Genomic DNA, 24,935 nt, shown 5'->3' with positions numbered 1-24,935 from the left:
CATGGAAGTTACGCCCAAAAATGTTAAACACGTATTTTTCTTTGCTTTAAATAGGCATTAATCTCTCCACCAATCACTACGACCATGGCTGAAATATAAAACCAAATCATTAAAACAATAATGCCACCCAAGCTTCCGTAATGACCAGTGAAATCGCCGAAATTATCTACATAATATGCAAAACCAAACGACGAGATGATCCATCCTAGCGTTGCAAATAGTGAGCCAAAAAACACCTTTTTAACATGTACCACCTTACTTGGTCCTATGGAATATAGGACGGTAAAAACTAGAAATAAAATAATAAAACTCAAGGACCAACGGATAATACTCCAAGTATATAAAAAACGGTCAGAAATACCTAAAAACTCAAATAAGAACTCCGCAATAACCTTCCCAAATACTGGGATTAAAAGAGCAAATACGATTACAAACACCATAATTAAAGTTAGTAAAATCGAAACTCCTCTTGTAACAAAGTAATTTCTTTTATCTTCTACGTCGTATGCATCGTTAAAAGCTCTAATAATTGCATTAATCGCATTAGAAGATGCCCAGATTGTTGCAATTAACCCGAATGATAATACTCCACCGTGTGACTGTCCGATTATTAATTGCAAATTACTCCTAATAATCGCCATAGCATCTGGAGGAGCATATTGACTTAAAAATGCAAGAACTTCCTCATTTGATATCGGTAAATAGATAATAACCTGCGTTAAAACCAATAGAAATGGAAAAAGAGATAGCATGAAGTAATATGCTAGCTCCGCTGAACGAGACACAATATCGTCTGCCATACACTTTTTCACTAAATCCCATACAAATGCTACAATCAAATTCTTTTTGCTAATCAAGTTTACACCTTCAATGTGTTTATTCTTTTGATGGAGTTGATGTAGATATACTCGATAATAAAACAGATTCAACTTTCTCTTCTACTTCTTCTGCATTCTCTTCATTAATGTCTTCAACACCTTCAAGAGTTGCAGCTAATTGCGCTTCTACTTGATCTTCCACTTTATCTTCAAATGGATCTACTCTTTTTTCTACAGGCTCATTAACAGCTTGAATCACATTTTCTACTTTCTCTTCTACTTCTTCTGCAGCGTCCCCAGATACTACCTTTGAAGCACCTTTAACAGTTTCAAACTTGCTGATTGTAGAGTCTTTAATTTCAATCCACTTGTCTTTAACAAGTTGAACGTTATCTTCTAATTTTTCAACAGAATTCTGAACAACCTTCAGTTGAGAGCGAACTGCTCCTTTTACTAATTCTGGATCTTCTTTAATTTGATTTAATTTCTTCGTTACACTCTTACCTTTTCGTGAAATTTTTTCACGATTTTCTTTGTTCAGTAAAGTAACTCCTGCACCAATTGCGACTCCGACAAGAATATTGCGTAAAGCTTTGTTACGTTTTGACATTCTACATCCTCCTCTAAACAGTTAGTTGGTGTTGCTTTAAAATATGCTGAAGTAAATGTGAGCAGCCTTCCTCAACAATGTTATATACTTCATCAAAATTTCCCGTATAATACGGATCAGGTACTTCCTTCCATAATGAAGATGGTACGTAATCTGAAAGGAGTGATATTTCTCCTATAGAATTATTTCTTGCTAAATTCATTAAATCCTCTTTATTCTGTGCATCCATAGCAACAATATAACTAAAATATTTAAAGTCATTATCTGTCACTTTTCGAGCTTTCATACCATCGCAATTTATGCCTTTTTGACCTAGTAATTCCTTTGTTCCCTTGTGTGGTGGGTGACCAATATGCCAATCTCCAGTACCTGCAGAATCAATCACAAATTGTTTTTCTAACCCTTTTTCTGTCACTATCTGACGAAAAACAGCCTCTGCCATTGGCGAGCGACAAATGTTACCTAAACAGACAAATAATACATGAATCATTTCGATGTCTCCTTCAAATTATTTACACTTTTTGCCAAAATTTAGCTGTTAGTTTCGATTCCATTCTACACTTTCTAATTTAAAAAGAAAAGGAAAGCTAAAGTGAATAATTTAACTTTAAATCAACAAAATTATACTCATAATGACTATCTTCTAGTAAGTACACAGATAATTCATTGATATAACCATATCAATAGGGCTACTTTCTTTTTATGATTAAAATTTTTAACTTTTAATCGTATAAAATGATTGTATTTTTAAAACACATTGACTATATTTAGTAATGACAACTAAATGTACGATGAACCACAAGGGGAGCCATGAGGCTGAGAGTGAATAGTATAACTATTCTTACCCTTCGAACCTGTTAGTTAATACTAACGTAGGGATGTGGCACGATGAAAAAGTAACCCTGGGATCATCATGCTACCAGTGTTACTTTTTTTATTTTTACCATTCCTCTCCCTAATTTACACTTCCATTGAAAGAGTTATCCAAACTCTATTCCAAAGTGCTTCATTTACAATGAGTGTTGTCAAAGAGAGATAAGGGGGAATTTTTTATGAGAAATTCAAAAATACAAATGATGGTTGAAATTGCTATGTGTGCGGCCTTAGCAATGGTTTTTGATTTACTGCCATTATTTAAAGCACCACAAGGTGGATCTGTGTCGTTATCAATGCTTCCTGTTTTTTTAATCGCATTTCGATGGGGAATTAAACAAGGTTTAATAACTGGCTTATTACTTGCTGCACTACAATTAGTAACCAACTTTTATTTTGTTCATCCAATCCAAATATTATTAGATTACATCATTGCTTTTACTGGTCTAGGTTTAGCTGGCATTGTTTACAAACAAGTTAAAACTAATTTAACGAGTGGCAATAAAGCAGCTGTAACTATTTTTATTATAGTAGGTACTTTTATTGGTTCACTAGTCCGTTTTATCTGTCACTATATTTCAGGAATCGTGTTTTTTGGTTCATACGCTCCAAAAGGAACACCAGTATCATTATATTCTTTAGTTTATAATGCATGGTATATGGTTCCATCATTTATCATTTGTGCAATCATTTTAATATTTTTACTTTCAACAGCTCCAGTTCTTGCGAATGTTAAAAAGAATCAAGCTGCTTAAGTTTCATCATTCATTTACACATTACCCTACTCTTTCTTGAGTAGGGTTTTTTTCTATCTAGGGCAGTTTTCAAAATGAGTAGACAAAAGTATAGATTCAGACTGACTGAAAACGCTTGCCTTTCGAGGAGCAGAATTACCTTCTTACGGTAATGAGCACCGCAAGCAGGCGAAGTAACGAAGAAAGCGAGCGCTTGTCAGCAGTCTGAGTAAAATATTCATAATATTATTGAACACTTTGTGAATTATAGTTATTTGCTCCGATCCTCCCTCATATAAATAAATACAGTAAAAAATATCAAAGGAGGTTTAAGCTTTGATTTATGACATCCTCATTTTCTTCATTTTTACAATTATACTTTTAGGTGGTATTGGAGCATTTTTCATGCTATTAAAAAATTCATTACAAGTGGACGATGAACATCTCATTGATGCTAAACCTCCCAATGCTGAAAAAGGGGATCATTCTAATTGAAAAATTTGTAAAATCATTCATATAATGGATGGTTTTATTTTTTTTGGATCATTATTTTCTATAAATCGTTAATTTTACTAATTGTTCACTTAGTTATCAAATATTACCATGACTATTTCTGCTTAATATCATATATGATGGTTGTACATGATTATCGTAGACACCATGAACTCTTGAATTATTAGAGGAGGAATTTTAAATGGATACGTCCATCACAAAAACGACTGTAGATGTATTAAACAAACAATTAGCTGACTGGAATGTGTTATATGTAAAATTACATAACTATCACTGGTATGTTAAAGGAGGAGACTTCTTCACTTTACATGCTAAATTCGAGGAACTATACAACGAAGCGAGTATACATATTGATGAGCTAGCAGAGCGTGTATTAATAATTGGTGGAAAACCACTTGCTACTATGAGAGAGTATTTAGATACTTCTGGGATTAACGAAGCTAACAAATTAGTGAAGGCAGAAGGAATGGTTCAAGATCTAATTCATGACTACCAATATTTAATAGAAGATTTAAAAGAGGGCATGGAAATTACAGATTTTGAAAACGATTCTGTCACACATGATATGTTATTAGCAATTCGCGAACAACTTTCAAAACATGTTTGGATGTTAAATGCATTCTTAGGTTAATAGAAAACAGTGTATAACTTCATTGAATGATTCATCATTCTCTGTTGCTTACACTGTTTTTTCTATTATTACTTGTTTTTGTCTGTAAAAAAGATGTTCTTTTCGTTTAAACAAACATTTGTTTAATTTATCTGGCCTCTTTCATATCCATTGATAGTATCGAATATATGACTTTTATTGGTTTTAAATCAAATACGATTGTAATGATACAACTTATTATGATTAGTGCAAAAAGATTGATGCTTTTTGCATTTAAAACTATAAAGACAGAAGTTGATTATAACAAAGGTGCGAGACTCCTGTGGGAGATGTGGATCTTGCATTCGTTACGACAGGACGTCGTGGTTTTAGCATGCCTACCATTCTCGGCTCAAACCCCACGGAAAGGGCGATCCTGGAGTTGTAATCAACTAACGCATCCTTAATGATTGAAAACAACAAAGCTATTTATCTCAATTTATTAATAGAATGTAAAGTATATTGTTCTAATCTATGAGTAAATCAACACGGTCTAGTCACAATTACCTATACTAACTAGGTGAAAGTGACTAGGGATTTCCACCTACCTACCCCATATATCCTATTATATTTTCCACAAAATTACATCAATAATCGACACGATTCTTCTTAATTCTCTATCACCTCTCTATCACTTTATTTCCAATTACAACGAATTTTTTCTAATTAATTTAAGTTCTATTTCTTCCTCTTCTTCCAGTATTCATCGCAAATTTTCAATGATTTTAATTGTTACCCTCATCTTTCCGACCCATTTTTTACCAAAGTCGAAATTAAGAAAATAATAAAAATGATTCGAAATACCTATAAGTTGTATCAATTGTTTTAATATTGAAACATTTGCATAATATATATTATACTTATGAAAATTCTAAATAAACTAACAATTTCCTTACAATTACGCGAAAGGAGACTAATAATGTCAAAACCTCTTTTGGAAATTGAGCATTTAACAACATCATTTCGTATAAGTAATCAGTATTACCCAGCTGTAGATGATGTTTCGTTAACTGTTCACGAAAATGAAATATTAGCAATTGTTGGTGAATCTGGCTGCGGTAAAAGTGCTTTAGCTCTTTCTATTTTAGGCCTTCATCAAAATAAACGTACTAAGATGGAAGGTTCCATCAATTATAAGGGAAGCAACTTATTATCATTATCTGATAGTAATATGAATAAAATTCGAGGTAAAGAAATCGGAATGATTTTCCAAGAACCTCTTACTGCACTTAATCCATTAATGACAGTCGGTAAACAAATTGAAGAAAATTTGGATTACCATACAAACTTATCATCCTCACAAAAAAAAGAACGTGCTTTACAATTACTTGCTCAAGTTGGAATTCCAAAGCCTTCAATTACATATAAGCAATATCCACATGAACTCTCTGGTGGTATGAGGCAGAGGGTTATGATTTCTATTGCGATTGCCTGCAATCCATCGTTTATAATCGCGGACGAGCCTACAACTGCGCTAGATGTAACGATTCAAGCACAAATATTGGATTTACTGAAAGAAATTCAAAAAGAAACAAAACTTGGTATTATCTTGATCACACATGATTTAAGTGTTGTTGCTGAGGTCGCTGATCGAGTAGCCGTAATGTATGCGGGTCAGATTATTGAAACGGGAACAGTTGAAGAAATTTTCAATCAACCTTTACACCCATATACTCGTTCTCTATTAAACTCTATACCTACTACTCATTCAAAAAATCAAAGACTACATATTATCGAGGGTACTGTCCCACCTTTAGATAAATTACCAAGAACGGGTTGCCGATTTAGTCACCGCATTCCGTGGATTCAATCTTATGCTCACGAGGAGCAGCCGGGTTTACATGAAGTAACACCAAACCATTATGTCCGTTGTTCTTGTTATAAGCATTTTCATTTCAAGAATGAGAAAGGAGCACCGATTGTAAATGTCTCTATTAAAGGTTGAAGATTTAAAAGTACATTATCCAATACGTGGTGGAGTTTTCAGAACAGTTGTTGATTATGTTAGAGCTGTCGATGGAATTTCATTTGAATTACGAGAAGGTGAAACATATGGTTTAATCGGTGAATCTGGTAGTGGTAAGTCGACTGCTGGTAAGGCGATTTTACAGTTAACAAAAGCAACTGGCGGAAGTATTGAATTCGAGCAAAATGATCTAATTTCTTTAAGTAAGAAGCAAATGAGAGCATTTCGAAAAGAAATTCAAATGATCTTCCAGGATCCATACTCTTCATTAAATCCTAAGAAAAGAATCATAGATTTAGTTGCAGAGCCATTAAGGAACTTTGAAAAACTATCGCCTGATGAAGAGCGAGAAAAAGTACTTTACTATTTACAAAAGGTTGGATTACCACCAGAAGCGCTTTTCAAATATCCACATGAGTTTTCCGGTGGACAACGTCAACGAATTGGTATAGCTAGAGCTTTAACTTTACAACCAAAATTAATTGTTGCTGATGAGCCAGTTTCGGCCCTTGATGTTTCTGTACAAGCACAAGTACTAAACTTTTTACAGGACCTACAAGAGGAATTCAAATTAACTTATTTATTTATTGGTCATGACCTTGGCGTTATTCGTCATTTATGTGATCGAATTGGTGTTATGTATCGTGGAAGGCTTGTTGAAGAAGGAACAACGGAAGATATTTTATCTAACCCACAACATATTTATACAAGACGTCTGATTGCAGCTATTCCGGATATTCGCCCGGAAGTAAGAGCAGAAAAAATTAATGCTAGACAGGAAGTTCGAAATGAATATGAAAAGAACTCTTCTTCTTACTTTGATGCAAATGGTCGTCCTTATGATTTAAAACAAATATCTGATACTCATCGAGTAGCACTTCCATAGAAAGGAGAAAGCTATATGTGGAAATTTTTACTTCGCAGAGTGCTCATTATGATTCCTCAAATGATTATTTTGAGTATATTAATTTTTGCACTCGCTAAAGCGATGCCAGGTGATGCTCTTACCGGTAAACAATTGGATCCAAAAGCATCTCCAGAACGTATCGCTGAGATTCGAAAGCAGATGGGATTAGATGATCCTGTACATGTGCAATATGTTAATTGGATAAAAAATGTAGTAAAAGGTGATTTTGGAATCTCTTACACACATAAACTAGCTGTAACGGATGTTATTGGAGAACGAATTGGTAACACTGTACTTCTTGCTCTATGTGTATTTATCCTTACATATATTTTAGCGATCCCACTCGGCATAATAAGTGGTCGTTGGAATGATACCTGGGCCGATAAGCTCGTCACCGGGTATAACTATATTGGTTTTGCAACACCATTATTTATCTTTGGACTTATCATATTATTTATTTTTGGTTTTTACTTAGATCTATTCCCTACTGGCGGTAGTGTTGACCCGCAAATTGATAATGGAACATTTGCTTATTATATGAGTAAACTTCAACATCTTGTCCTGCCTTCAATGGCCGGTGCCCTAATCTCTACTGTTGGAATTTCACAGTATTTACGTAGTGAAATTATAGATACGAAGGTCAAAGACTTTGTTAGAACAGCCAAGTCAAAAGGTGTTCCTGAATCTAAGATATATTCAAGACATATTCTACGAAATTCATTTTTACCAATCGCTGCTTTTTTAGGTTACGAGATTACTGGTTTAATAGCTGGATCTATCTTCTTAGAATCAATTTTTGGTTACCCAGGAATTGGACAGCTCTTCATTAAATCCGTGATGCTTCGCGATTTTACAGTTGTTAATGCACTTGTACTTATGACAAGCTTAGCAACATTATTTGGAACATTGATTTCTGACATCATATTAAGCATAGTTGATCCTCGTATTCGGATCGATTAAGGTAGGTGAAAATAATGGAATTGAAACTTGAAAATCAAAAACAACTAATAGACAAATCAAAAAGTCCCTCTGGCTTTAGTGTAATCTGGTCAGAGTTCAAACGTGACCGAATGGCATTAGCGTCACTAATTATTTTGAGTCTAATCCTAATTACTGTTTACGGTGCATCGCTTATTTTAGATCAAGACCAAATTACGAAGGTTGACTTCCTATCAATCTATCAACCGCCTTCTTCACTACATTGGCTTGGTACTGATTATGGCGGACGTGACGTATTTGGACAATTAATTATTGGGACGAAAAACTCTTTTACAATCGGTTTATTTATCACAATCATTACGAATATTCTAGGTTTATCATTAGGATTAATAGCTGGCTACTTTGGTGGTTTGGTTGATGGTATTGTCATGCGCATCATCGACTTTATCCTATCTCTGCCAACATTAATGTTAATCATAGTATTTGTAACTGTAGTACCAAAATTTACGATTCCTAATTTCGTGTTAATTATGAGTATTTTCTTATGGACAGGTAAAGCAAGGCTGATTCGCTCAAAAGTATTGTCTGAAAGTGAATTGGATTACATTGCAGCAGCAAAAGCTCTTGGAACACCTAACTGGAAAATCATATTAACTCATCTTTTACCAAATGTAAGCTCACTGATTATTGTAGCATTTACCCTAAACTTAGCTGGAAATATCGGGATCGAATCTGGTCTTACATTCTTAGGATTCGGATTACCTGAAAGCACTCCAAGCTTAGGTACACTCGTTGCATATGCAACAAACCCAGATGTTCTACAGAATAAATGGTGGATTTGGTTACCTGCATCGGGCATGATTTTAGTGCTCATGCTAAGTATAAATTTTATCGGTGAAGCGCTAAAGCGTGCAGCTGATGCAAGGCAAAGAAGAGGTTAAACAACTTTAAGGAGAGTGAAAGTATGAAAAATGTAAAAAGCTTTTCAAAAGTATTAAGTGCAATGGCTGTTTCTATGTTAATTCTTTCAGCTTGTAAAGGTGGAGACGATAAGCCAACATCAGCTAAACCTACTGAAAAAGTAGAAACATCTGCGTTTCCTGTAAAAGTAAAAAATGATAAAGAAGCAGTTGCTGGTGGTGTGTTAAAGTATGGTCTAATTTCTGATACACCATTTGAAGGTATTTTAAATACTGTATTTTATGAAGGTCAACCAGACTCTGAAGTATTACAGTTCTTTGATGAAGCGCTACTTTCAACAGATGAAAACTATGTATATGATCAAGATGGTGCAGCTACATACGAATTAAGTGAAGATAAAAAAGTAATCACTTTAAAAATTAAAGATAATGTAAAATGGCATGATGGTAATCCAGTAACTGCAGAAGATTTAGAATATGCTTACCTAGTAATTGGTAGCCCTAAATACACTGGTGTACGTTACGATACACAAATGTCAATGATTGAAGGTATGGAAGAATATCACACAGGAAAAGCAAAAAATATTTCTGGTGTTAAAGTAATCGATCCACAAACGATTTCAATCACGTTTAAGGAAGCAAATCCATCAGTACTAACTGGTTTATGGACTTACCCACTTCCTAAAAAATATCTAGGCGATGTGGCAATCGATAAATTAGTAGAATCTAAACAAATTCGTAAAGAACCAATCGGATTTGGTCCTTTCAAAATTAAGAAAATCACACCAGGTGAAGCTGTTGAGTTCGAAGCATTTAAAGACTATTGGAATGGTGCACCAAAATTAGATGGCGTACTATTAAAAGTAGTTAACCCTACGATTGCAACTGCGTCATTAGAAAATGGTGATATTGATATTGCTTCAGTTTCTGCTGATCAATATGATAAAGCAAAATCATTAAAAAATATTCAGTTACTAGGTAGAACTGAGTTATCTTACTCTTATATTGGATTTAAATTAGGTCATTATGACGCGAAAAACGGTGTAAACGTAATGGATAATCCAAAATTCGCTGATAAACGTTTACGTAAAGCAATGGCTTATGCACTTGATAACAAATCAGTAGGTGAAAAACTTTATAAAGGGCTAAGATTCCCTGCAACATCTGTTATTCCACCTTCATTCCCGAAATACTTTGATAAAAACCTTAAAGGTTATGAATATGATCCTAAGAAAGCAAAATCTTTACTTGATGAAGCTGGCTACAAAGATGTAACTGGAGACGGATTACGTGAAGATCCAAATGGTAAAGAGTTCAAAATTAACTTTGCATCTATGAGTGGTGGCGATATCGCGGAACCATTAGCACAATTCTACCTACAAGCTTGGAAAGATGTTGGTTTAGATGTTCAATTATTAGATGGACGTTTACATGAATTCAACTCATTCTATGAAATGGTTGAAAAAGATGATCCAAAAATCGAAGTATTCGCAGCAGCTTGGGGAACTGGTTCTGACCCAGATCCATCTGGAATTTGGTCTAAAAATGCACCATTTAACTATGTTCGTTGGGTAAATGATGAAAATGATCAACTATTAAAAGATGGTATTTCTCCTGATTCTTTTGATGAAAACCACCGTCAAGAGGTTTATAACAACTGGCAAGAGCTTGTAAGTGAAGAAGTACCATTAATCCCTACTCTATTCCGCTTTGGATTAGATGGAGTAAACAACCGAGTGAAAGGTTATGATATTACTCCTGGTCAAGGCTTCCAAGGTCATTTACATGAAATCACTGTAACAAGTGAAGAATCAGAAAAAAATAAATAAGCATAAAGAAAGGAAGAGTCGCTTAGAGCTACTCTTCCTTTTTTAGTGGTCAGACTGATTGAAAATTAACTAATCTTTTTATTTTCTTCAAGTTCAAACTTCTCAATTTTGTTCTTTGCCGAAAAATGATAATAGATTAAACAAATAATCATAAACGGTATACCACAGTATAAAGCAATGCGTTGTTCAGGAATAAACGCCAAGCTGACCATTACAGCGACGTTAAGTACTAAAGCAACAATTGGTACCAATGGATAAAGTGGAGTTTTATATTTTAAATCCTCTACTTTTCCACCTTCTTGAATATATTTTTTTCTACCTAAAAGATTTGATAAAGCAATGCTAGCCCAGATGAACACTGCTCCGAATCCAGCAATTGATAATAACCATAAATAAACTGTATCCTCTGCAAAAATTCCACATAATAGAGATAAACATCCAAATATCATACTGAAAATTAATGCGTTTAAAGGTACACCTTTTTTATTTAATTTACCTAACGCCGGACTAACCATCCCTTTTTGAGCCATTGAATACATCATACGTGAAGTTGCATATAATCCTGAGTTTGCAACAGATAATACCGCTGTGATAATAACAAAGTTCATAATATCTGCAGCATATGGAATGCCGATATTATCAAATACAACAACAAACGGGCTGTCTACTAAACCAGCTTTTTCCCATGGGAATAAACCTGCTAAAACGAACATTGATAAAATATAGAATACTAGAATTCTCCAAACAGTATTATTAATAGCCTTAGGTACTGCTTTTGCTGGGTCTTCACTTTCACCAGCTGCAATACCTACTAGTTCACTTCCTTGGAACGAAAAGTTAACTGCAACCATCGTAACAATAATTGCTAAGATCCCATTCGGGAATAAACCACCGTGGTCAGTAAAGTTTGTAAGCATCGGTGCCTTTGTACCTTCTACAGATACAATACCAAACATTACAGCCGCACCTAAAATAATAAATACAACGATTGTAACTACTTTAATACTAGCAAACCAAAACTCTACTTCAGCGAAACTTTTAGTAGATAATGCATTAACTGCAAATAATAGTACACCAAACACTACACACCATATCCATGTAGATACATCTGGGAACCATCTCTTCATTAACATACTCACTGTAATTAATTCTAAACCAATGGTCACTGACCAGTTTAACCATGACATCCAACCTACAACATAACCAGTTGATGGTGATACATATTTAGTAGCATATGTTTGATAAGATCCTGCATCAGGTAATCTTACAGCAAGCTCTCCAAGACATAGCATTGTTAAATACATTACTAGTCCACCTACTAAATAGGCAACGATTGCACCACCTGGCCCTGCTTCACTAATTGTTAAGCCAGATCCCATAAATAAACCTGTACCAATAATTCCCCCAAGCGCAATCATAAACAAATGTCTACTTTTTAGCTCTTTTTTTAACCCCTGTTCTTGTTGGAACATGAAAAATACCTCCCTTGACTGATAAATTGTTTCCATTTATTGAAATATTCTGATAGAAGTGGATATATTTTTCCTCTCATATTGGATAGAAGCAAGTTGACTCTATTCTATGAAGTACTCTATCGAATTTTTTCACACAACAGTTGAAAGCGTATACATTATTTTTCTTTCTAAATTATATTACAATTTAAAAAATATATTTTTTCATATTTTTTAAATTGTGTCAAACTTTGATAGATTAAGATAATAAGTGCCCCAGATGAAATATTTCCATCTGGAGCATAAATTAAGATTAAACCCAGCCACGGAAACGAGAAGCTTCCGCCATTTTACGAATACCAACCATATAAGCCGCTAATCGCATATTTACTTGACGATTTACTGAAGTTTGGTAAACACTATCAAATGAACGAACCATCTTATCACGTAACTTTTCTGCTACTTCTTCTTCTGACCAGTAATAGCCTTGATTGTTTTGAACCCACTCGAAATAAGAAACAGATACCCCACCAGCACTTGCTAGTACGTCTGGAACTAATAAAATTCCACGCTCTGTTAATATTTTAGTAGCTTCTAACGTAGTCGGACCATTTGCAGCTTCAACTACAATCGATGCTTGAATATTATGAGCATTATCAATTGTAATTTGATTAGAAATTGCAGCCGGTACTAAAATATCACAAGGTTTCTCAAGTAATTCCTTATTTGATATAACATTTGTAAATAAGTTTGTAACTGTTCCGAAGCTATCTCTTCTATCTAATAAATACTCAATATCTAAACCATTTGGATCATACAATGCGCCAAGTGCATCTGAAATTCCAACTACCTTTGCACCAGCTTCAATCATAAATTTCGCTAAAAAGCTTCCCGCATTTCCGAATCCTTGAATAATGACACTAGCACCCTTTAATTCAATACCTTTACGTTTAGCAGCTTCTTCGATACAGATTGTTACACCTTGAGCTGTAGCAGCTTCACGTCCCGCTGAACCACCTAACACAAGTGGTTTACCAGTAATAAATCCAGGTGAATCAAACTCTTGAATTCTACTATATTCATCCATCATCCATGCCATGATTTGAGGATTTGTGTAAACATCCGGAGCAGGAATATCTTTCGTTGGACCAACGATTTGACTTACTGCACGAACATATCCACGACTTAATCTCTCAAGTTCATATAATGACATTTTTCGTGGATCACAAATAATGCCACCTTTTCCACCACCATAAGGTAAATCAACAATTCCACATTTTAAGCTCATCCACATTGATAAAGCTTTAACTTCATCCTCATTTACCTCTGGATGGAAACGAATTCCACCTTTTGTAGGACCTACAGCATCATTATGTTGTGAACGATAGCCAGTGAAAATCTTCACTGAGCCATCATCCATTCGCACTGGAATTTGAACTGTTAAAAATCGTAAAGGTTCTTTTAATAATTCATAAAGTTCCTTTGAATAACCAAGTTTATGAAGTGCTTCAGAAATTACTTCTTGAGTAGACTCAATTAACTCTCTGCCTTCTTCTTTGATTTTCTTTTGAATTTCTAATTCTTTTTCATTTCCTGGGATAATAGTTGTCATTGTTCTCGCTCCATTTATACAGTGGCTTTATATTGGCTAAATACTTCGTTAATTTGTTGAATTGACCAGTCTAAATCTTCTTTTGAAATAATTAATGGTGGTGCAAAACGAATAACTGTATCATGTGTTTCTTTACATAATAAGCCTTGTTTTTTCAATGCTTCACAATAAACACGTGCTGGCACATGAAGTTCAACACCAATAAATAATCCACGTCCTCTTACTTCTTTAATATGAGGATGATCTATTTCTTTTAATTTTTCCATAAAGTAATTTCCAAGCTCATTTGAACGTTCTGCTAATTTTTCTTCTTCTAGAACGTTTAAAGCTGCTACAGAAACTGCACAAGCTAATGGATTTCCACCAAACGTAGAACCGTGAGATCCTGGTTCAAATACACCTAAGATTGAACGATCAGCAGCCACACATGAAATTGGGAATACACCGCCTCCAAGTGCTTTACCTAAAATGTACATATCTGGAATAACTTCTTCCCAATCACATGCAAAAGTTTTACCAGTACGGCATAAACCTGTTTGAATTTCATCAGCAATGAATAATACATTTTCTTTTTTACAAACTTCAGAAACTTCACGTAAGAATCCATCTCTAGGAATGTTAATTCCAGCTTCACCTTGAATTGGTTCAATTAATAGTGCAGCAGTATTTGGTGTAATTGCTGCTTTCAATGCTTCAATATCACCGTAAGGAATTAACTTAACTCCTGGTAAGAATGGGCCAAAGCCACGTTGGTAATCTTTTTCAGATGATAATGATACTGCAGCTAAAGTACGACCATGGAAGTTTCCAATACAAGCAATAATTTCTGCTTGGTTTTCTTCAACACCCTTTACATCATATGCCCATCTTCTAGCAGCTTTTAATGCAGTTTCTACAGCTTCTGCACCAGTATTCATAGGTAAAATCATTTCTTTGTTTGTTACCTTTGCAACCTTTTCATACCACTCACCCATGTTTTCACTATAGAAAGCACGAGAAGTTAATGTAACTTTATCAGCTTGATCTTTTAAAGCTTGGATAATTTTAGGGTGACGATGCCCTTGGTTTACAGACGAGTAAGCACTTAACATATCTAAATATTTATTACCCTCTGGATCTGTTACCCAAATACCTTCTGCTTTAGAGATAACTACTGGTAGTGGATGATAGTTATTTGCGCCGAATTGATTTGTTTGATCAATTATTTTTTGTGAGTAAGTTGTCATATGTTTTCCTCCATTATTTCTTATTAATTTTAGTGTCTTACTTAATTATTTAGCAATTTCCATGCCAATTATGTCTAAAACTTCAAAATTCACAAAATGTACTCATTTAGATGTTTTTTCCATCATAAAACTGTTAACGTTTTCATAAAGCGCAAATTTTTTTTGCCTTAAAGTGCAAATTACATTAGAATATGCATATAATCTTTGCAGTGCAAAAAGATAAACTGTAAATTTTTGCACCAATTTTAAATCCGTTTATAATCATATCAAAAACGCAGGTTCTTTTCTAAGAGATCGTTATTTACTATAAGCAAATGCACAGCTAGAATACATCGTTCTGCATACTGGAGTGAATACCAAATCCTTTGTTAGTTTATCAACCCTCTCTGCGAATGAAAAGAATTCCAGTTTTTCGATCACTCCAAGAAAAGAGAGATTTCAATGAAAAAAGATAAAGATCCAAATTTAGTCGTCGATGAATTACTTCAACTAATATTAGAAGAAATTGACATCGGTATTCATGTAGTAAACCACGAGGGAAAAACGATTGTCTATAATCGAAAAATGATGGAAATTGAAATGATGAATGAAGAAGATGTACTTCACAAGAACCTATTAGATGTATTCACATTTCAAAACAATCAATCCAGTACCTTATTAGAAGCACTTCAAAAAGGGAAAATACGCAAAAATATTAAACAATCATATTTTAATAATAGAGGAAAAGAAGTAACAACAATCAATGATACATATCCCATCATGAAAGATAATAAAATTGTTGGGGCAATTGAAATGGTTAGAGATGTAACCGAATTAAAACAATCAGTTCAAGATGGCATTATGCAAAATCGTAATACTCGATATACCTTTGAACAATTAATTGGTGAATCACCGTCATTTAAAATAATCATTGATGATGCGAAAAGATCAGCAAGAACTTCTTCTTCTGTTTTATTAATTGGAGAAACAGGAACAGGTAAAGAATTATTTGCACAAAGTATTCATAATGCTAGTCATCGATCTACTAAGCCTTTTATTTCACAAAACTGTGCTGCACTACCTGAAACTTTAATTGAGAGTATTCTTTTCGGTACCAAAAAAGGAGCATTCACAGGAGCAATCGATAAACCTGGCTTATTTGAAGAAGCAAATGGCGGAACATTGCTTTTGGATGAAATCAATTCCCTTAGTCCTAATTTACAAGCGAAGTTACTTAGAGTACTTCAGGATCGGAAAGTCAGACGAATCGGTGATATGACTGAAAAAGAGCTTGATGTTCGTATTATTGCAACTATTAACGAAGACCCGATAGAAGCAATTGCTAATAACCACTTGCGAAAAGATTTATATTATCGTTTAAGTGTTGTATCACTTTTCCTCCCTCCTCTAAGAGAACGAAAAGAAGATATTCTTCTATTAGCAAATTTCTTTATTCAAAAGTACAACCGACTATTTGGACTTACAGTTACGAAGCTAGATGATCATGTAGCACAATTCTTTTTACAACATAACTGGCCTGGTAATATTCGCGAGCTAGAGCATATGATTGAGGGTGCAATGAATTTAGTTGAAAATGAAACAACTATTACCTCTTTTCATTTACCGACAAGATTTTTTAATGAAGTAAGTAGTATGAATAACAATCTAACTAAGCCCCTGGAAAAATTACAGGCAAAAAAAACAAATAACGAAAACCAAGACGACCATTTTAATTTAAAAAGCACTTTATTAGATAAAGAAAAGCAACATATCTTAACGGTGCTAAGTGAGCAAAATGGGAATATTACAAAAGCTGCAAAAATATTAGGCATCTCTAGACAAAACTTACAGTACCGAATTCGTAAGTTCAATATTACAAATGAAAAATAATTATTTCTATTCATTTTAGGATGACAATTCGTAAAAATTCTATCGCCCAAACTTTCCGCGTCTGACCTGCATAGTGTAACTATGTAACAGTTACGTTTATGAAAAAGGGGGTTTGAATAGATGTATAATGATTATCAATACCGCAGACCTTTCGGAGGCGGATTTGGTCGACCAGGTTTTGGCCGTCCTGGCTTCGGAATTGGACGTCCGTTTTACCCAGGATTCGTTGGAGGTTTAGCAACAGGTGCTTTATTAGGAACTTTAGCTGGAGGTTATGGATATGGCTACGGTTATGGATATCCGTCATACCCGTATTATCCTTATTGTCCTCCAGGTTATTATTGCTAGTACACTATTATAAAAGAAACATAAAAAATATAAAAGAGAAGGAAAATATCCTTCTCTTTTTCATTTTATAATTGAATTGTTGAATAGCTCCCTACAATTTCTACAGAAAATCCAAGTGACTCTAATTCCTGTTTTACGCCAGGTAATAAAACATCATCATATCCCATTACGACATCTATAATGAAAAAATAATTACCTAATCCTGTTTTCATCGGACGAGACTCTATTTTGGAAAGATCTATTTGTCTCCATGCAAATGCCGATAATACTTGGTGAAGCGCACCAGCACGATTTTCCGGCATCATGATGACAAATGTAGCTTTTGTATGGTTTTTTTGAAAATAATTCGTTTCAACACTAGATCCTTCTTTTTGTAATACGATAAATCTAGTATGATTATACGAATTGGAATGAATATCACTAGCTACAATTTCTAATCCATATTTCTTTGCTGCAAATTCGTTCGCAATGGCTGCGATACATTCCTGAGGTTGCTCGCTAACTAATTTTGCTGCAGCACTTGTAGAAGAAACTGGTTCTAATTTTGTATACTTATATTGATTATGTAAAAACGTGTGGCACTGAGCTAGAGCATGAGAATGAGAATAGATCACCTCAATATCTTTTGATCGATGAACCTGTCCTTTTGACATTAGTAAATGCTGTCTGATTGGTATAATAATTTCACCAACCATTTTTAATGGTTGTTCATGTACAAGATAATCTATTGTAGTCGTTACCGAACCTTCAACTGAATTCTCTATTGGTACAACCGCTAAATCTACTTCCCCTTCTGCTACGCTATCCATGCAGACAGGTATACTCGAATATGCTATATGTTCATCTGATGTAAAAACTGATTGAACTGCAACATGCGTGAAAGTTGCTTCCGGACCTAAATACGCTATCTTCATGCACTACACTCCTTTTAATTTTTAATTATACTAAAAAGATAATTTATTAAAAGTAAAATATTTTATATTTTCAATTAATATAAAAAAAGCCATACAATTTAAATTGTACGGCTTTTAGTATATTATAAACTACTTTTTCTAATCATTAATTTGGTTGAAACAACTACCTTTTTAGGAATCTTTCTGTTCATTAATCTTTCAAGTAAAAGATCAATTGCTGTTTCCCCCATAAGTTCTGAATATACTTTTACTGTACTTAAACTTGGAAAAAGATATTTTGAAAAAGTTAGATCATTCATTCCTATTATATTCACTCGATCAGGAACTGCAATATTTGCTTCGTGAAGCGCCCTTAAACATCCAATTGCCATCGTATCACATCCAACAAAAAATGCAGTTGGCAATTTGTCCACATGATCTTGAATTGCTTTATTCATTAAATTAAATCCTTCTTCAGCTGAAAAATCACCTGTATATACATATTCCTTCTGAAACAAGCTTTTCTCTGACAAGTAAGTTTTAAATATTTTTTCGCGCGTAAACATATCCTTAACGAAAGGGCGTTTATTACGTTCACGACCACCAATATACCCAATATTTTGGTGTCCGTGCGAAATAAAATGGTCTAATACCTTCTTTGTGGCACTTTCATAATCAGATACGACCGAATCATATATTTCTTCATTAGGAGATGAATCTACAAATACTATTTTTTTCGATATTTTTTTCAAAGTTTTAATTTGTTGTTCATCGAAATAACCTAATGCAACAATCCCTTGAAACTGTTCTTCCGCTAATCCTTTTTCAGTTCCTTGAAAGAACTTTGTAACATGAATTCCATGTTCTTCACATTTATTTTCAATACCGAATCGTATAGACATATAATGCAAATCATCTAATTCTTCATTCTCTGTATACCAATGAACGAGTGCGATCTTTGCTATATTCTTTTTTACTTTCGGTTTTTTTCTATACGATAGCTTTTCTGCAGTTTCAAAAACGCGCTGCTTCGTGTCATCACTTACAGATAATTCAGGATCATAGTTTAACACCCTTGAAACCGTAGCAATGGATACACCTGCTTTTTCTGCAATTTCTTTAATGGTCGTCATTTCTACTTTTCTCCTTGTACACTTCCGCTGTCGCATTGTTATGATCAAACTTTAGCTAGACATTTAAACACTTTCAAAGTTGTAATTCGTATAATTCATGATGATCAATAAATGTTTATCTTCATATAAAGTCCTAAAGTTTGATACTGGTTTATTATCTTATTTAGAAGTGTATCAGTCTTTCGCGAGATTTTTCAGGTGAAATATGGATATTTTTTTACATAATTATTAATTTGTGTAATTTTTCACATTTTAAATCTCGCTAAATCAATCTATTATTTTTTTTAGGAAGTTTTTAGTAAAGGAAAAGTCGTTAAGTGGGGTCTACCAAGAAAAAGTAACATTGTTTTTAACTGTCATATTTTAAATCAATCTAGCACTAGTTTTTTCATCGGTATAAAGATTTTATGATGACAGCTGTTAATGCTTCAATTGATGTAGATGACGATAATCCAACTTCATTAGGGATATTGCCACAAATTAATAGATCCATACCGTGATTAATTTGATAGCCAGCTTCTTTTAAATAACGAATTGTACTCTTAAGATAATTCGTCCAATCATGTAGCTTCTCACCAGCAAGCTCTGTTAATGAGAATTCAATGATCCCTAATTCTTCATAATTTAGTGATACTAGTCTAATTTTATTCTTTTTATTTTTTGCGATTAAAACATACGTACCAAAATTTTGATTTCCGTTATATTCTTTTGCATTTACTATTTCAATCAGTTTTTCATCGTGGCCAGATACAAAAAATATTCGATAATCGGAATCGTAATAACGCTTATAAACTAATGCCAACTCATTAACATCCATTTATTTATCACTCCTTTATTCTACAAATATATTTTTATGACTGAGTAATACCTTCCTTCATGATCTTTATTGGTCAAGAAAATGGTTTTCTCAATCATTTGAAAAGGATAATAGAAAACAATCTTAGGATTATCCTACCCCCCATCAAACTATTTTTCAATTAAAACTCTGTATTTTTTTACCTAATTTAACCATTATTTTACTTTGTTTATAGATCTGTCACATTTCGTTCTGTTTTGCTTCTTATAATACTTTTCATCTCTAAGATTAATAGGAGTTACCTTTTATCGTTCTCCCAATTGCGGATCAGTTAGTAAAAAAAAGAGTTATTTTAAGTACCAATTACCATACAGTGAAAACTTCTAAATAATTAGTTGATTTAATTTCTGAGTGTCTAATAAACTGATAGAAAGGCATTAACTTTAGGAGGGAAACTAAATGTTTGGATTTGATACTGATTTAGATGCATTTAAGATCATTGCATTTGTCTTTCCAATTCTATTTATATTTGTTTTCGCCAGCATCTTTCTTACTCTTCTAAAAGTATTAAAACAATGGAATTATAATAATAAACAACCTAAGATAACTGTTCCAGCTACGCTATTAACCAAATCAACTAAGGTTATTCAGCATAAAAGAAATCAATATATCATGCCAAGTCCTACTTCTTACTCGCTAACATTTGAAGTTGAAAGCGGAGAAAGTATTGAGTTAAGTGTCGATGGCTTAACTTATGGTAAATTTATTGAAAACGAAACAGGAATATTAACATACCAAGGTAATAAATTGATACATTTTGAACGGTAGTACATTCCATTATGAGGTGAAGCAATGAGAGTATTTGTTAGTGGGGCAACTGGTTTTTTGGGAAAGCATACGGTTAAGAGATTAAGTGAAATTGGATATGATGTAATCGCTTTTGGAAGGAATGAGCAAGCGGCAATTTTTTTAAAAACTATGGACAATGTCGTTTTTGTAAAAGGTGATTTAGAGGATAAGCAGTTATTAGCAAAATTAGTAAAAGATGTCGATTTTGTTATTCACTGTGCTGCACTTGCAGCTCCATATGGACAATATGAACTTTTTTATAAAACAAATGTTGATGGAACACAAAATATTGTTGACGCCTCATTATCCTCAAACATAAAAAAATTTATTTATCTTTCTACACCAAGTGTCTACTTTACAAATGAAAGTCGCAAAAATGTGCGAGAAAATGATGAACTGCCTCAAAGTCATACCAATTATTACGCGAGTACGAAGCATATTGCCGATCTAATTGTTAAAGAAGCCGTGCTAAAAGGGTTACCTGCAATATCACTTAGACCTAGGCAAGTATTTGGACCATATGATCATACGATTTTTGGCAGACTAATAGATACAAATAAGAAACGTGGAATCCCTCTAGTTAATAAAGGCAAGATCTTAATGGATTTTACATATGTCGATAATGTAGTAGACGTCATTATGTTAAGTTTAATGGCCGAGGATCAATTTATTGGAGAATTTTATAATATTACGAACGATCAACCAATCTACCTAATTGATGCACTTACATTGTTATATTCTTATTTAAATGAGGAGCTCAATACAAAGAAAATCTCTCCTAAGCTCCTTTCTTTTATCTCATCGAGTTCAGAAATGATAGCGAATATAACAGGTAAGCCACCTATTTTATCAAAACATGTTGCAAGCTTTTTAAGTTATGACTATACGCTCAATATCGATAAAATAAAAAATGATTTACAATACACACCTAAGATTTCTTTATCAGAAGGAATGAATCGATATACAAAATGGTACTTACAAGAAAATCAGTAAAAAATACATAAATAAGAGTATGAGTTTTTAAGTACAAAGATTATCACAATAGTAAAAGTCATATAAATTTACAATTTCTGTTCTAGCTATTACATTTCAATTAGAGGCTATTAAAAATCTAAGGAGATAAAAAAATGACTTCTTTATTTTCTACATATACGTTAAAAGGGTTAGAATTAAAAAATAGAGTCGTAATGTCACCAATGGTTACAATCCGTGCGGAAGAAAAAACTGGAGAAGTAAATAATTGGCATCATGTACATTATCTTTCACGAATCATTGGCGGCGTTGGTCTTGTTATGCTAGAGTCTACAGCAATTGCATCAAATGGTATGACTCATCCTCGTGATTTAGGATTATATAATGATATTCAAGAAGAAAAGCTTATCAAACTCGTACAAGAATCTCATGCGCTTGGTGGAAAAATTGCCATACAATTAAATCATTCTGGACGAAAAGCACCTGCTGGCGATGATCTAATTGCACCATCAGCAATTCCTTTTTATGAAGGTAACATTCCTCCAAAAGAGCTAACATATGATGAAATACAAGAAATGATTAATCACTTTAAAGATTCTACTGAACGTGCAGTTCGTGCAGGATTTGATGCAATTGAGCTTCATGCTGCACATGGTTATTTGGTAGAACAGTTTTTATCTCCATTAAGTAATCATCGTAATGATGAATATGGAGGTAGCTTTGAAAAGAGATTACGCTTTGCAACCGATGTAATTCATGCTATGAAAAGTGTAATGCCAGAGGATATGCCTTTATTAATGAGAGTTTCTGCCACCGAATATGATCGTAATGGCTATGGAATAGAAGATATGGTTCAAATGTGTAAAGTGTTTAAAGAGCATGGTGTTGATATGATAGACGTATCTAGTGGTGGAGCTGTACCGTCTTTTCAACAAGAAATATATCCAGGCTATCAATTACCACTTTCGAATGAAATAAAACAAAATGCGTTTATTCCAACAATTGCGGTTGGGAAGCTAGAAGAACCGCACTTAGCTGAGCATGCACTCCAAACAAATCAAGCAGACTTAATTGCAATTGCGAGAGGATTATTACGTAACCCTTACTGGGCAATTGATGCTGCATTGAAACTGGGCGCAAACCCGCCGATCGATCATTCATATACTAGTGCATATCCTGAATAATTTTATTTAATAGTTTAAGAACTATATAAAAAAAGATAAATAAGAAAAAGAAGATTACATAATAAAAATACTTATTATGTAATCTTCTTTGCTATTTTAAGGCATACAGTTGTTCGGAAAGAATTTCGTTATACTAATAGCTGAACTAGCAATAAACCACTTTCGTTTTTGCAATTTGGTCATGCAATGTCTTTTTATCTTTACGGAAAATCATAAATGAATCCACTAAATAAATAACCATCATTCCTTCAGGTATGACCGGTAGATTGATACCACTTACTAAAAGAAAGATTGAACGCATTGTCATAGTTTTAATATCTACATCTTCGCCTTCATCGGTAACGACTCTTATTCTTAATAATTTTTTCCCAATGGTTTGCCCGTTCCAAAAATAAGTGGGAATCACTATATCCAATACAATGATTGATACGATTAGAAAAATTGTATACAAAAATAAGGAAAAACTATCGAACATATAGCTTTTCAAAAATTCCTCATTAGATAACCCAAATAGTAATAATCCTATTTTTGACAATGCAATACTTGCCATTCCATCAATCCATGATGCAAAAAACCTTCTTTTTCTACTCGATAATTCAAAATCCATATAAAGTTAACTCCTCCTTGTCGATCATACCCATAATACTGTTGAACAAAAGTAGATTAATCTATAAACATACTAAAAATGCTGAACTTAATTATGATAAAAACGTATTACCATTAGAGAAAAACAGCACTTATAATGTAGAGTAAAATACATCTGACAAGATCATTTTCAATATTTGATGAGTTCATTATAACACTTCTTATTCTACCTAACTGCTTGTTAACACAATAAAAAAAGTCGCAAATGCGACTAATGATTAGATTTATTAATTATCTAAGGCTTCCCCAAAAACTAACATTCAAATTAATCAATTTTAAAAACAGAACGCCAATGTAGTCTTAATTAGTTTAAATCTTGGAAACTTGTCCACTTAGAAACCTAATATTAGTGGATAATAGAAGCCCTCAGACTATTGATTCCATTCTCTAAATAAGCTTTTAAACAAGTTAACGTATATACCCAACCTTCTTTTTGTCCAATCATTTTAGCCACAACTTCTGGATCATCTTCTTTTAGACCTGATTCGATTACTTCAATAATTGTATTTGTGTCAACTTCATTTAGCGTAATTGTAACCATCGTTTCTTGACCTTCTTCGCCCCATGAAAACACTATTTTTTTATGATCTTTGATTTCTATTACATTTATAGAACCTTCTGCATTGTACTCATCGTATCTCAATGTAATTGTCATGTTTTGTTCCCATCTTTTTGAACTAGATGAAAACCAAAAATTGCCTATTTTTTCAGGATCTACTATTGCTTCAAATACTTCATTAGTTGGCTTGTTAATTTTTAATTTAGTGATTATTTGAGTATTCATTTTAAACCATCCTTTTAGATATATTTTGTTTATCCAGATCAAATGTAGTATTCCATGAACCTAAATTCAATTTAAATCGGTTTTGTTTTTAGATTCTGCTGCGAGCTTAATCCATTCTAGTCGTCTATCCCAATCTGTCGCTAGTCTTGCCATCCACTCCGCTGTTGCTGCTAGTTTTTCCGGTGATACTGAATATTTTACTTCCCTTCCAACGCGATTGGATGCAACGAGTTCAGCCCCGTTTAAGACTGTTAAGTGCTTGACTACTGCCTGACGGGAAACAGATACCCTTTTTGCCAATGTCGTAGCTGTCGCCTGTCCCATTGTAGCAATGAGGTTAAGTAACTGACGGCGTGTTGGGTCTGCTAACGCAATCAGAACATCTTCAAAATCATTATTATTTGTGGATTCCATT

25 protein-coding genes and 1 riboswitch are annotated in these 24,935 nt (G+C 33.6%); of the genes, 13 read left to right on the top strand and 12 right to left on the bottom strand.

Going from position 1 to position 24,935, the window contains the following annotated elements; all coding sequences use genetic code 11:
• Positions 1-23 precede the first annotated feature (23 nt).
• Genes CAB05_RS17035 through CAB05_RS17025 form a run of 3 tightly spaced genes read right to left on the bottom strand, consistent with a single transcriptional unit; the run spans position 24 to position 1,918 of the window.
• Positions 24-857: a YihY/virulence factor BrkB family protein gene (locus tag CAB05_RS17035; RefSeq protein ID WP_371870407.1), complete on the bottom strand. Its 834-nt coding sequence runs from the start codon at positions 855-857 to the stop codon at positions 24-26.
• A 19-nt stretch (positions 858-876) separates the two neighbouring features.
• The gene (locus tag CAB05_RS17030) at positions 877-1,428 is read right to left on the bottom strand and encodes a hypothetical protein (RefSeq protein WP_088002038.1); all 552 of its coding nucleotides are present in this window, start codon (positions 1,426-1,428) and stop codon (positions 877-879) included.
• 13 nt (positions 1,429-1,441) lie between these two features.
• Positions 1,442-1,918, bottom strand: coding sequence for a low molecular weight protein-tyrosine-phosphatase (locus tag CAB05_RS17025; protein WP_088002036.1), 477 nt, complete (start codon positions 1,916-1,918; stop codon positions 1,442-1,444).
• Between the two features lie 301 nt (positions 1,919-2,219).
• A riboswitch (TPP riboswitch) is annotated at positions 2,220-2,324 on the top strand.
• Between the two features lie 156 nt (positions 2,325-2,480).
• Here CAB05_RS17025 and thiT point away from each other — a divergent pair.
• The 8 genes from thiT to opp4A all read left to right on the top strand — a co-directional run bounded on the left by thiT (position 2,481) and on the right by opp4A (position 10,758).
• Positions 2,481-3,056 carry an energy-coupled thiamine transporter ThiT gene (gene thiT / locus CAB05_RS17020; protein WP_088002034.1) on the top strand — a complete coding sequence of 192 codons (576 nt, stop codon included), beginning with the start codon at positions 2,481-2,483 and terminating at the stop codon, positions 3,054-3,056.
• 315 nt (positions 3,057-3,371) lie between these two features.
• Positions 3,372-3,530, top strand: a complete 159-nt coding sequence (locus CAB05_RS22210) for a hypothetical protein (RefSeq protein WP_158093302.1) — start codon at positions 3,372-3,374, stop codon at positions 3,528-3,530.
• A 199-nt stretch (positions 3,531-3,729) separates the two neighbouring features.
• Positions 3,730-4,179 (top strand): Dps family protein, encoded by a 450-nt coding sequence (locus CAB05_RS17015; protein ID WP_088002032.1) that lies wholly within the window; start codon positions 3,730-3,732, stop codon positions 4,177-4,179.
• A gap of 937 nt (positions 4,180-5,116) precedes the next feature.
• Complete coding sequence (locus tag CAB05_RS17010; RefSeq protein ID WP_088002030.1) at positions 5,117-6,142, top strand: ABC transporter ATP-binding protein; 1,026 nt, start codon at positions 5,117-5,119, stop codon at positions 6,140-6,142.
• Positions 6,123-7,049, top strand: coding sequence for an ABC transporter ATP-binding protein (locus CAB05_RS17005; protein WP_088002028.1), 927 nt, complete (start codon positions 6,123-6,125; stop codon positions 7,047-7,049). Before CAB05_RS17010 ends, CAB05_RS17005 begins: the two co-directional genes overlap by 20 nt.
• A 15-nt stretch (positions 7,050-7,064) precedes the next feature.
• The gene (gene opp4B, locus CAB05_RS17000) at positions 7,065-8,030 is read left to right on the top strand and encodes an oligopeptide ABC transporter permease (RefSeq protein WP_088002026.1); all 966 of its coding nucleotides are present in this window, start codon (positions 7,065-7,067) and stop codon (positions 8,028-8,030) included.
• A gap of 14 nt (positions 8,031-8,044) precedes the next feature.
• Positions 8,045-8,950, top strand: coding sequence for an ABC transporter permease (locus CAB05_RS16995; protein ID WP_088002024.1), 906 nt, complete (start codon positions 8,045-8,047; stop codon positions 8,948-8,950).
• A 23-nt stretch (positions 8,951-8,973) separates the two neighbouring features.
• A complete protein-coding gene (gene opp4A / locus CAB05_RS16990) occupies positions 8,974-10,758 on the top strand; it encodes an oligopeptide ABC transporter substrate-binding protein (protein WP_088002022.1) in 1,785 nt (594 codons plus the stop codon).
• Positions 10,759-10,823: 65 nt separating this feature from the next.
• Here opp4A and CAB05_RS16985 read toward each other — a convergent pair whose 3' ends face one another.
• The 3 genes from CAB05_RS16985 to CAB05_RS16975 form a co-directional block, all read right to left on the bottom strand.
• The gene (locus tag CAB05_RS16985) at positions 10,824-12,230 is read right to left on the bottom strand and encodes an amino acid permease (RefSeq protein WP_088002020.1); all 1,407 of its coding nucleotides are present in this window, start codon (positions 12,228-12,230) and stop codon (positions 10,824-10,826) included.
• Between the two features lie 292 nt (positions 12,231-12,522).
• A complete protein-coding gene (locus CAB05_RS16980; RefSeq protein ID WP_088002018.1) occupies positions 12,523-13,821 on the bottom strand; it encodes a Glu/Leu/Phe/Val family dehydrogenase in 1,299 nt (432 codons plus the stop codon).
• Between the two features lie 14 nt (positions 13,822-13,835).
• Positions 13,836-15,047 carry an ornithine--oxo-acid transaminase gene (locus CAB05_RS16975; RefSeq protein WP_088002016.1) on the bottom strand — a complete coding sequence of 404 codons (1,212 nt, stop codon included), beginning with the start codon at positions 15,045-15,047 and terminating at the stop codon, positions 13,836-13,838.
• 441 nt (positions 15,048-15,488) lie between these two features.
• Here CAB05_RS16975 and CAB05_RS16970 point away from each other — a divergent pair, with 441 nt between their 5' ends.
• Together CAB05_RS16970 and ymaG are read left to right on the top strand one after the other, a co-directional pair.
• Complete coding sequence (locus CAB05_RS16970) at positions 15,489-16,916, top strand: sigma-54 interaction domain-containing protein (protein ID WP_088002014.1); 1,428 nt, start codon at positions 15,489-15,491, stop codon at positions 16,914-16,916.
• A 120-nt stretch (positions 16,917-17,036) separates the two neighbouring features.
• The gene (ymaG, locus tag CAB05_RS16965; RefSeq protein ID WP_088002012.1) at positions 17,037-17,264 is read left to right on the top strand and encodes an inner spore coat protein YmaG; all 228 of its coding nucleotides are present in this window, start codon (positions 17,037-17,039) and stop codon (positions 17,262-17,264) included.
• 65 nt (positions 17,265-17,329) lie between these two features.
• Here the strand turns inward: ymaG and pheA are convergent, their stop codons facing one another.
• The 3 genes from pheA to CAB05_RS16950 all read right to left on the bottom strand — a co-directional run bounded on the left by pheA (position 17,330) and on the right by CAB05_RS16950 (position 20,107).
• On the bottom strand, positions 17,330-18,178 hold the full coding sequence (gene pheA / locus CAB05_RS16960) for a prephenate dehydratase (RefSeq protein ID WP_088002010.1): 849 nt from the start codon (positions 18,176-18,178) through the stop codon (positions 17,330-17,332).
• 122 nt (positions 18,179-18,300) lie between these two features.
• Positions 18,301-19,290, bottom strand: coding sequence for a LacI family DNA-binding transcriptional regulator (locus tag CAB05_RS16955; RefSeq protein WP_088002008.1), 990 nt, complete (start codon positions 19,288-19,290; stop codon positions 18,301-18,303).
• A gap of 388 nt (positions 19,291-19,678) precedes the next feature.
• Positions 19,679-20,107 (bottom strand): GHMP family kinase ATP-binding protein, encoded by a 429-nt coding sequence (locus CAB05_RS16950; RefSeq protein WP_088002006.1) that lies wholly within the window; start codon positions 20,105-20,107, stop codon positions 19,679-19,681.
• Between the two features lie 438 nt (positions 20,108-20,545).
• Here CAB05_RS16950 and CAB05_RS16945 point away from each other — a divergent pair, with 438 nt between their 5' ends.
• The 3 genes from CAB05_RS16945 (at position 20,546) to CAB05_RS16935 (ending at position 23,091) form a co-directional block, all read left to right on the top strand.
• The gene (locus CAB05_RS16945; RefSeq protein WP_088002004.1) at positions 20,546-20,914 is read left to right on the top strand and encodes a DUF2500 domain-containing protein; all 369 of its coding nucleotides are present in this window, start codon (positions 20,546-20,548) and stop codon (positions 20,912-20,914) included.
• Between the two features lie 24 nt (positions 20,915-20,938).
• Complete coding sequence (locus tag CAB05_RS16940; RefSeq protein WP_088002002.1) at positions 20,939-21,928, top strand: NAD-dependent epimerase/dehydratase family protein; 990 nt, start codon at positions 20,939-20,941, stop codon at positions 21,926-21,928.
• A 134-nt stretch (positions 21,929-22,062) separates the two neighbouring features.
• Positions 22,063-23,091 (top strand): NADH:flavin oxidoreductase/NADH oxidase, encoded by a 1,029-nt coding sequence (locus CAB05_RS16935; protein WP_088002000.1) that lies wholly within the window; start codon positions 22,063-22,065, stop codon positions 23,089-23,091.
• Between the two features lie 145 nt (positions 23,092-23,236).
• Here CAB05_RS16935 and CAB05_RS16930 read toward each other — a convergent pair whose 3' ends face one another.
• From CAB05_RS16930 to CAB05_RS16920, 3 genes are all read right to left on the bottom strand, one after another.
• Positions 23,237-23,698, bottom strand: coding sequence for an RDD family protein (locus CAB05_RS16930; RefSeq protein WP_088001998.1), 462 nt, complete (start codon positions 23,696-23,698; stop codon positions 23,237-23,239).
• Positions 23,699-24,082: 384 nt separating this feature from the next.
• Entirely contained in the window at positions 24,083-24,520 is a 438-nt protein-coding gene (locus CAB05_RS16925; protein WP_088001996.1) for an SRPBCC family protein, read from the bottom strand.
• Positions 24,521-24,586: 66 nt separating this feature from the next.
• Positions 24,587-24,934: an ArsR/SmtB family transcription factor gene (locus CAB05_RS16920; protein ID WP_088001994.1), complete on the bottom strand. Its 348-nt coding sequence runs from the start codon at positions 24,932-24,934 to the stop codon at positions 24,587-24,589.
• Position 24,935: the final 1 nt, after the last annotated feature.

This window comes from Gottfriedia solisilvae, assembly GCF_002128405.1.
GTDB lineage: Bacteria > Bacillota > Bacilli > Bacillales > Bacillaceae_G > Gottfriedia > Gottfriedia solisilvae.
The sequence above is the reverse complement of the archived record's forward strand: the minus strand, read 5'-3'. Positions and strand labels throughout refer to the sequence as shown.

Excerpts from the sequence above, each read along its gene's own strand:
- CAB05_RS17030 (WP_088002038.1), bottom strand. The coding sequence starts at position 1,428 with ATGTCAAAACGTAACAAAGCTTTACGCAATATTCTTGTCGGAGTCGCA.
- CAB05_RS17025 (WP_088002036.1), bottom strand. The coding sequence starts at position 1,918 with ATGATTCATGTATTATTTGTCTGTTTAGGTAACATTTGTCGCTCGCCA.
- thiT (WP_088002034.1), top strand. The coding sequence starts at position 2,481 with ATGAGAAATTCAAAAATACAAATGATGGTTGAAATTGCTATGTGTGCG.
- CAB05_RS17015 (WP_088002032.1), top strand. The coding sequence starts at position 3,730 with ATGGATACGTCCATCACAAAAACGACTGTAGATGTATTAAACAAACAA.
- CAB05_RS17010 (WP_088002030.1), top strand. The coding sequence starts at position 5,117 with ATGTCAAAACCTCTTTTGGAAATTGAGCATTTAACAACATCATTTCGT.
- CAB05_RS17005 (WP_088002028.1), top strand. The coding sequence starts at position 6,123 with ATGTCTCTATTAAAGGTTGAAGATTTAAAAGTACATTATCCAATACGT.
- opp4B (WP_088002026.1), top strand. The coding sequence starts at position 7,065 with ATGTGGAAATTTTTACTTCGCAGAGTGCTCATTATGATTCCTCAAATG.
- CAB05_RS16995 (WP_088002024.1), top strand. The coding sequence starts at position 8,045 with ATGGAATTGAAACTTGAAAATCAAAAACAACTAATAGACAAATCAAAA.
- opp4A (WP_088002022.1), top strand. The coding sequence starts at position 8,974 with ATGAAAAATGTAAAAAGCTTTTCAAAAGTATTAAGTGCAATGGCTGTT.
- CAB05_RS16985 (WP_088002020.1), bottom strand. The coding sequence starts at position 12,230 with ATGTTCCAACAAGAACAGGGGTTAAAAAAAGAGCTAAAAAGTAGACAT.
- CAB05_RS16980 (WP_088002018.1), bottom strand. The coding sequence starts at position 13,821 with ATGACAACTATTATCCCAGGAAATGAAAAAGAATTAGAAATTCAAAAG.
- CAB05_RS16975 (WP_088002016.1), bottom strand. The coding sequence starts at position 15,047 with ATGACAACTTACTCACAAAAAATAATTGATCAAACAAATCAATTCGGC.
- CAB05_RS16970 (WP_088002014.1), top strand. The coding sequence starts at position 15,489 with ATGAAAAAAGATAAAGATCCAAATTTAGTCGTCGATGAATTACTTCAA.
- ymaG (WP_088002012.1), top strand. The coding sequence starts at position 17,037 with ATGTATAATGATTATCAATACCGCAGACCTTTCGGAGGCGGATTTGGT.
- pheA (WP_088002010.1), bottom strand. The coding sequence starts at position 18,178 with ATGAAGATAGCGTATTTAGGTCCGGAAGCAACTTTCACGCATGTTGCA.
- CAB05_RS16955 (WP_088002008.1), bottom strand. The coding sequence starts at position 19,290 with ATGACGACCATTAAAGAAATTGCAGAAAAAGCAGGTGTATCCATTGCT.
- CAB05_RS16950 (WP_088002006.1), bottom strand. The coding sequence starts at position 20,107 with ATGGATGTTAATGAGTTGGCATTAGTTTATAAGCGTTATTACGATTCC.
- CAB05_RS16945 (WP_088002004.1), top strand. The coding sequence starts at position 20,546 with ATGTTTGGATTTGATACTGATTTAGATGCATTTAAGATCATTGCATTT.
- CAB05_RS16940 (WP_088002002.1), top strand. The coding sequence starts at position 20,939 with ATGAGAGTATTTGTTAGTGGGGCAACTGGTTTTTTGGGAAAGCATACG.
- CAB05_RS16935 (WP_088002000.1), top strand. The coding sequence starts at position 22,063 with ATGACTTCTTTATTTTCTACATATACGTTAAAAGGGTTAGAATTAAAA.
- CAB05_RS16930 (WP_088001998.1), bottom strand. The coding sequence starts at position 23,698 with ATGGATTTTGAATTATCGAGTAGAAAAAGAAGGTTTTTTGCATCATGG.
- CAB05_RS16925 (WP_088001996.1), bottom strand. The coding sequence starts at position 24,520 with ATGAATACTCAAATAATCACTAAATTAAAAATTAACAAGCCAACTAAT.
- CAB05_RS16920 (WP_088001994.1), bottom strand. The coding sequence starts at position 24,934 with ATGGAATCCACAAATAATAATGATTTTGAAGATGTTCTGATTGCGTTA.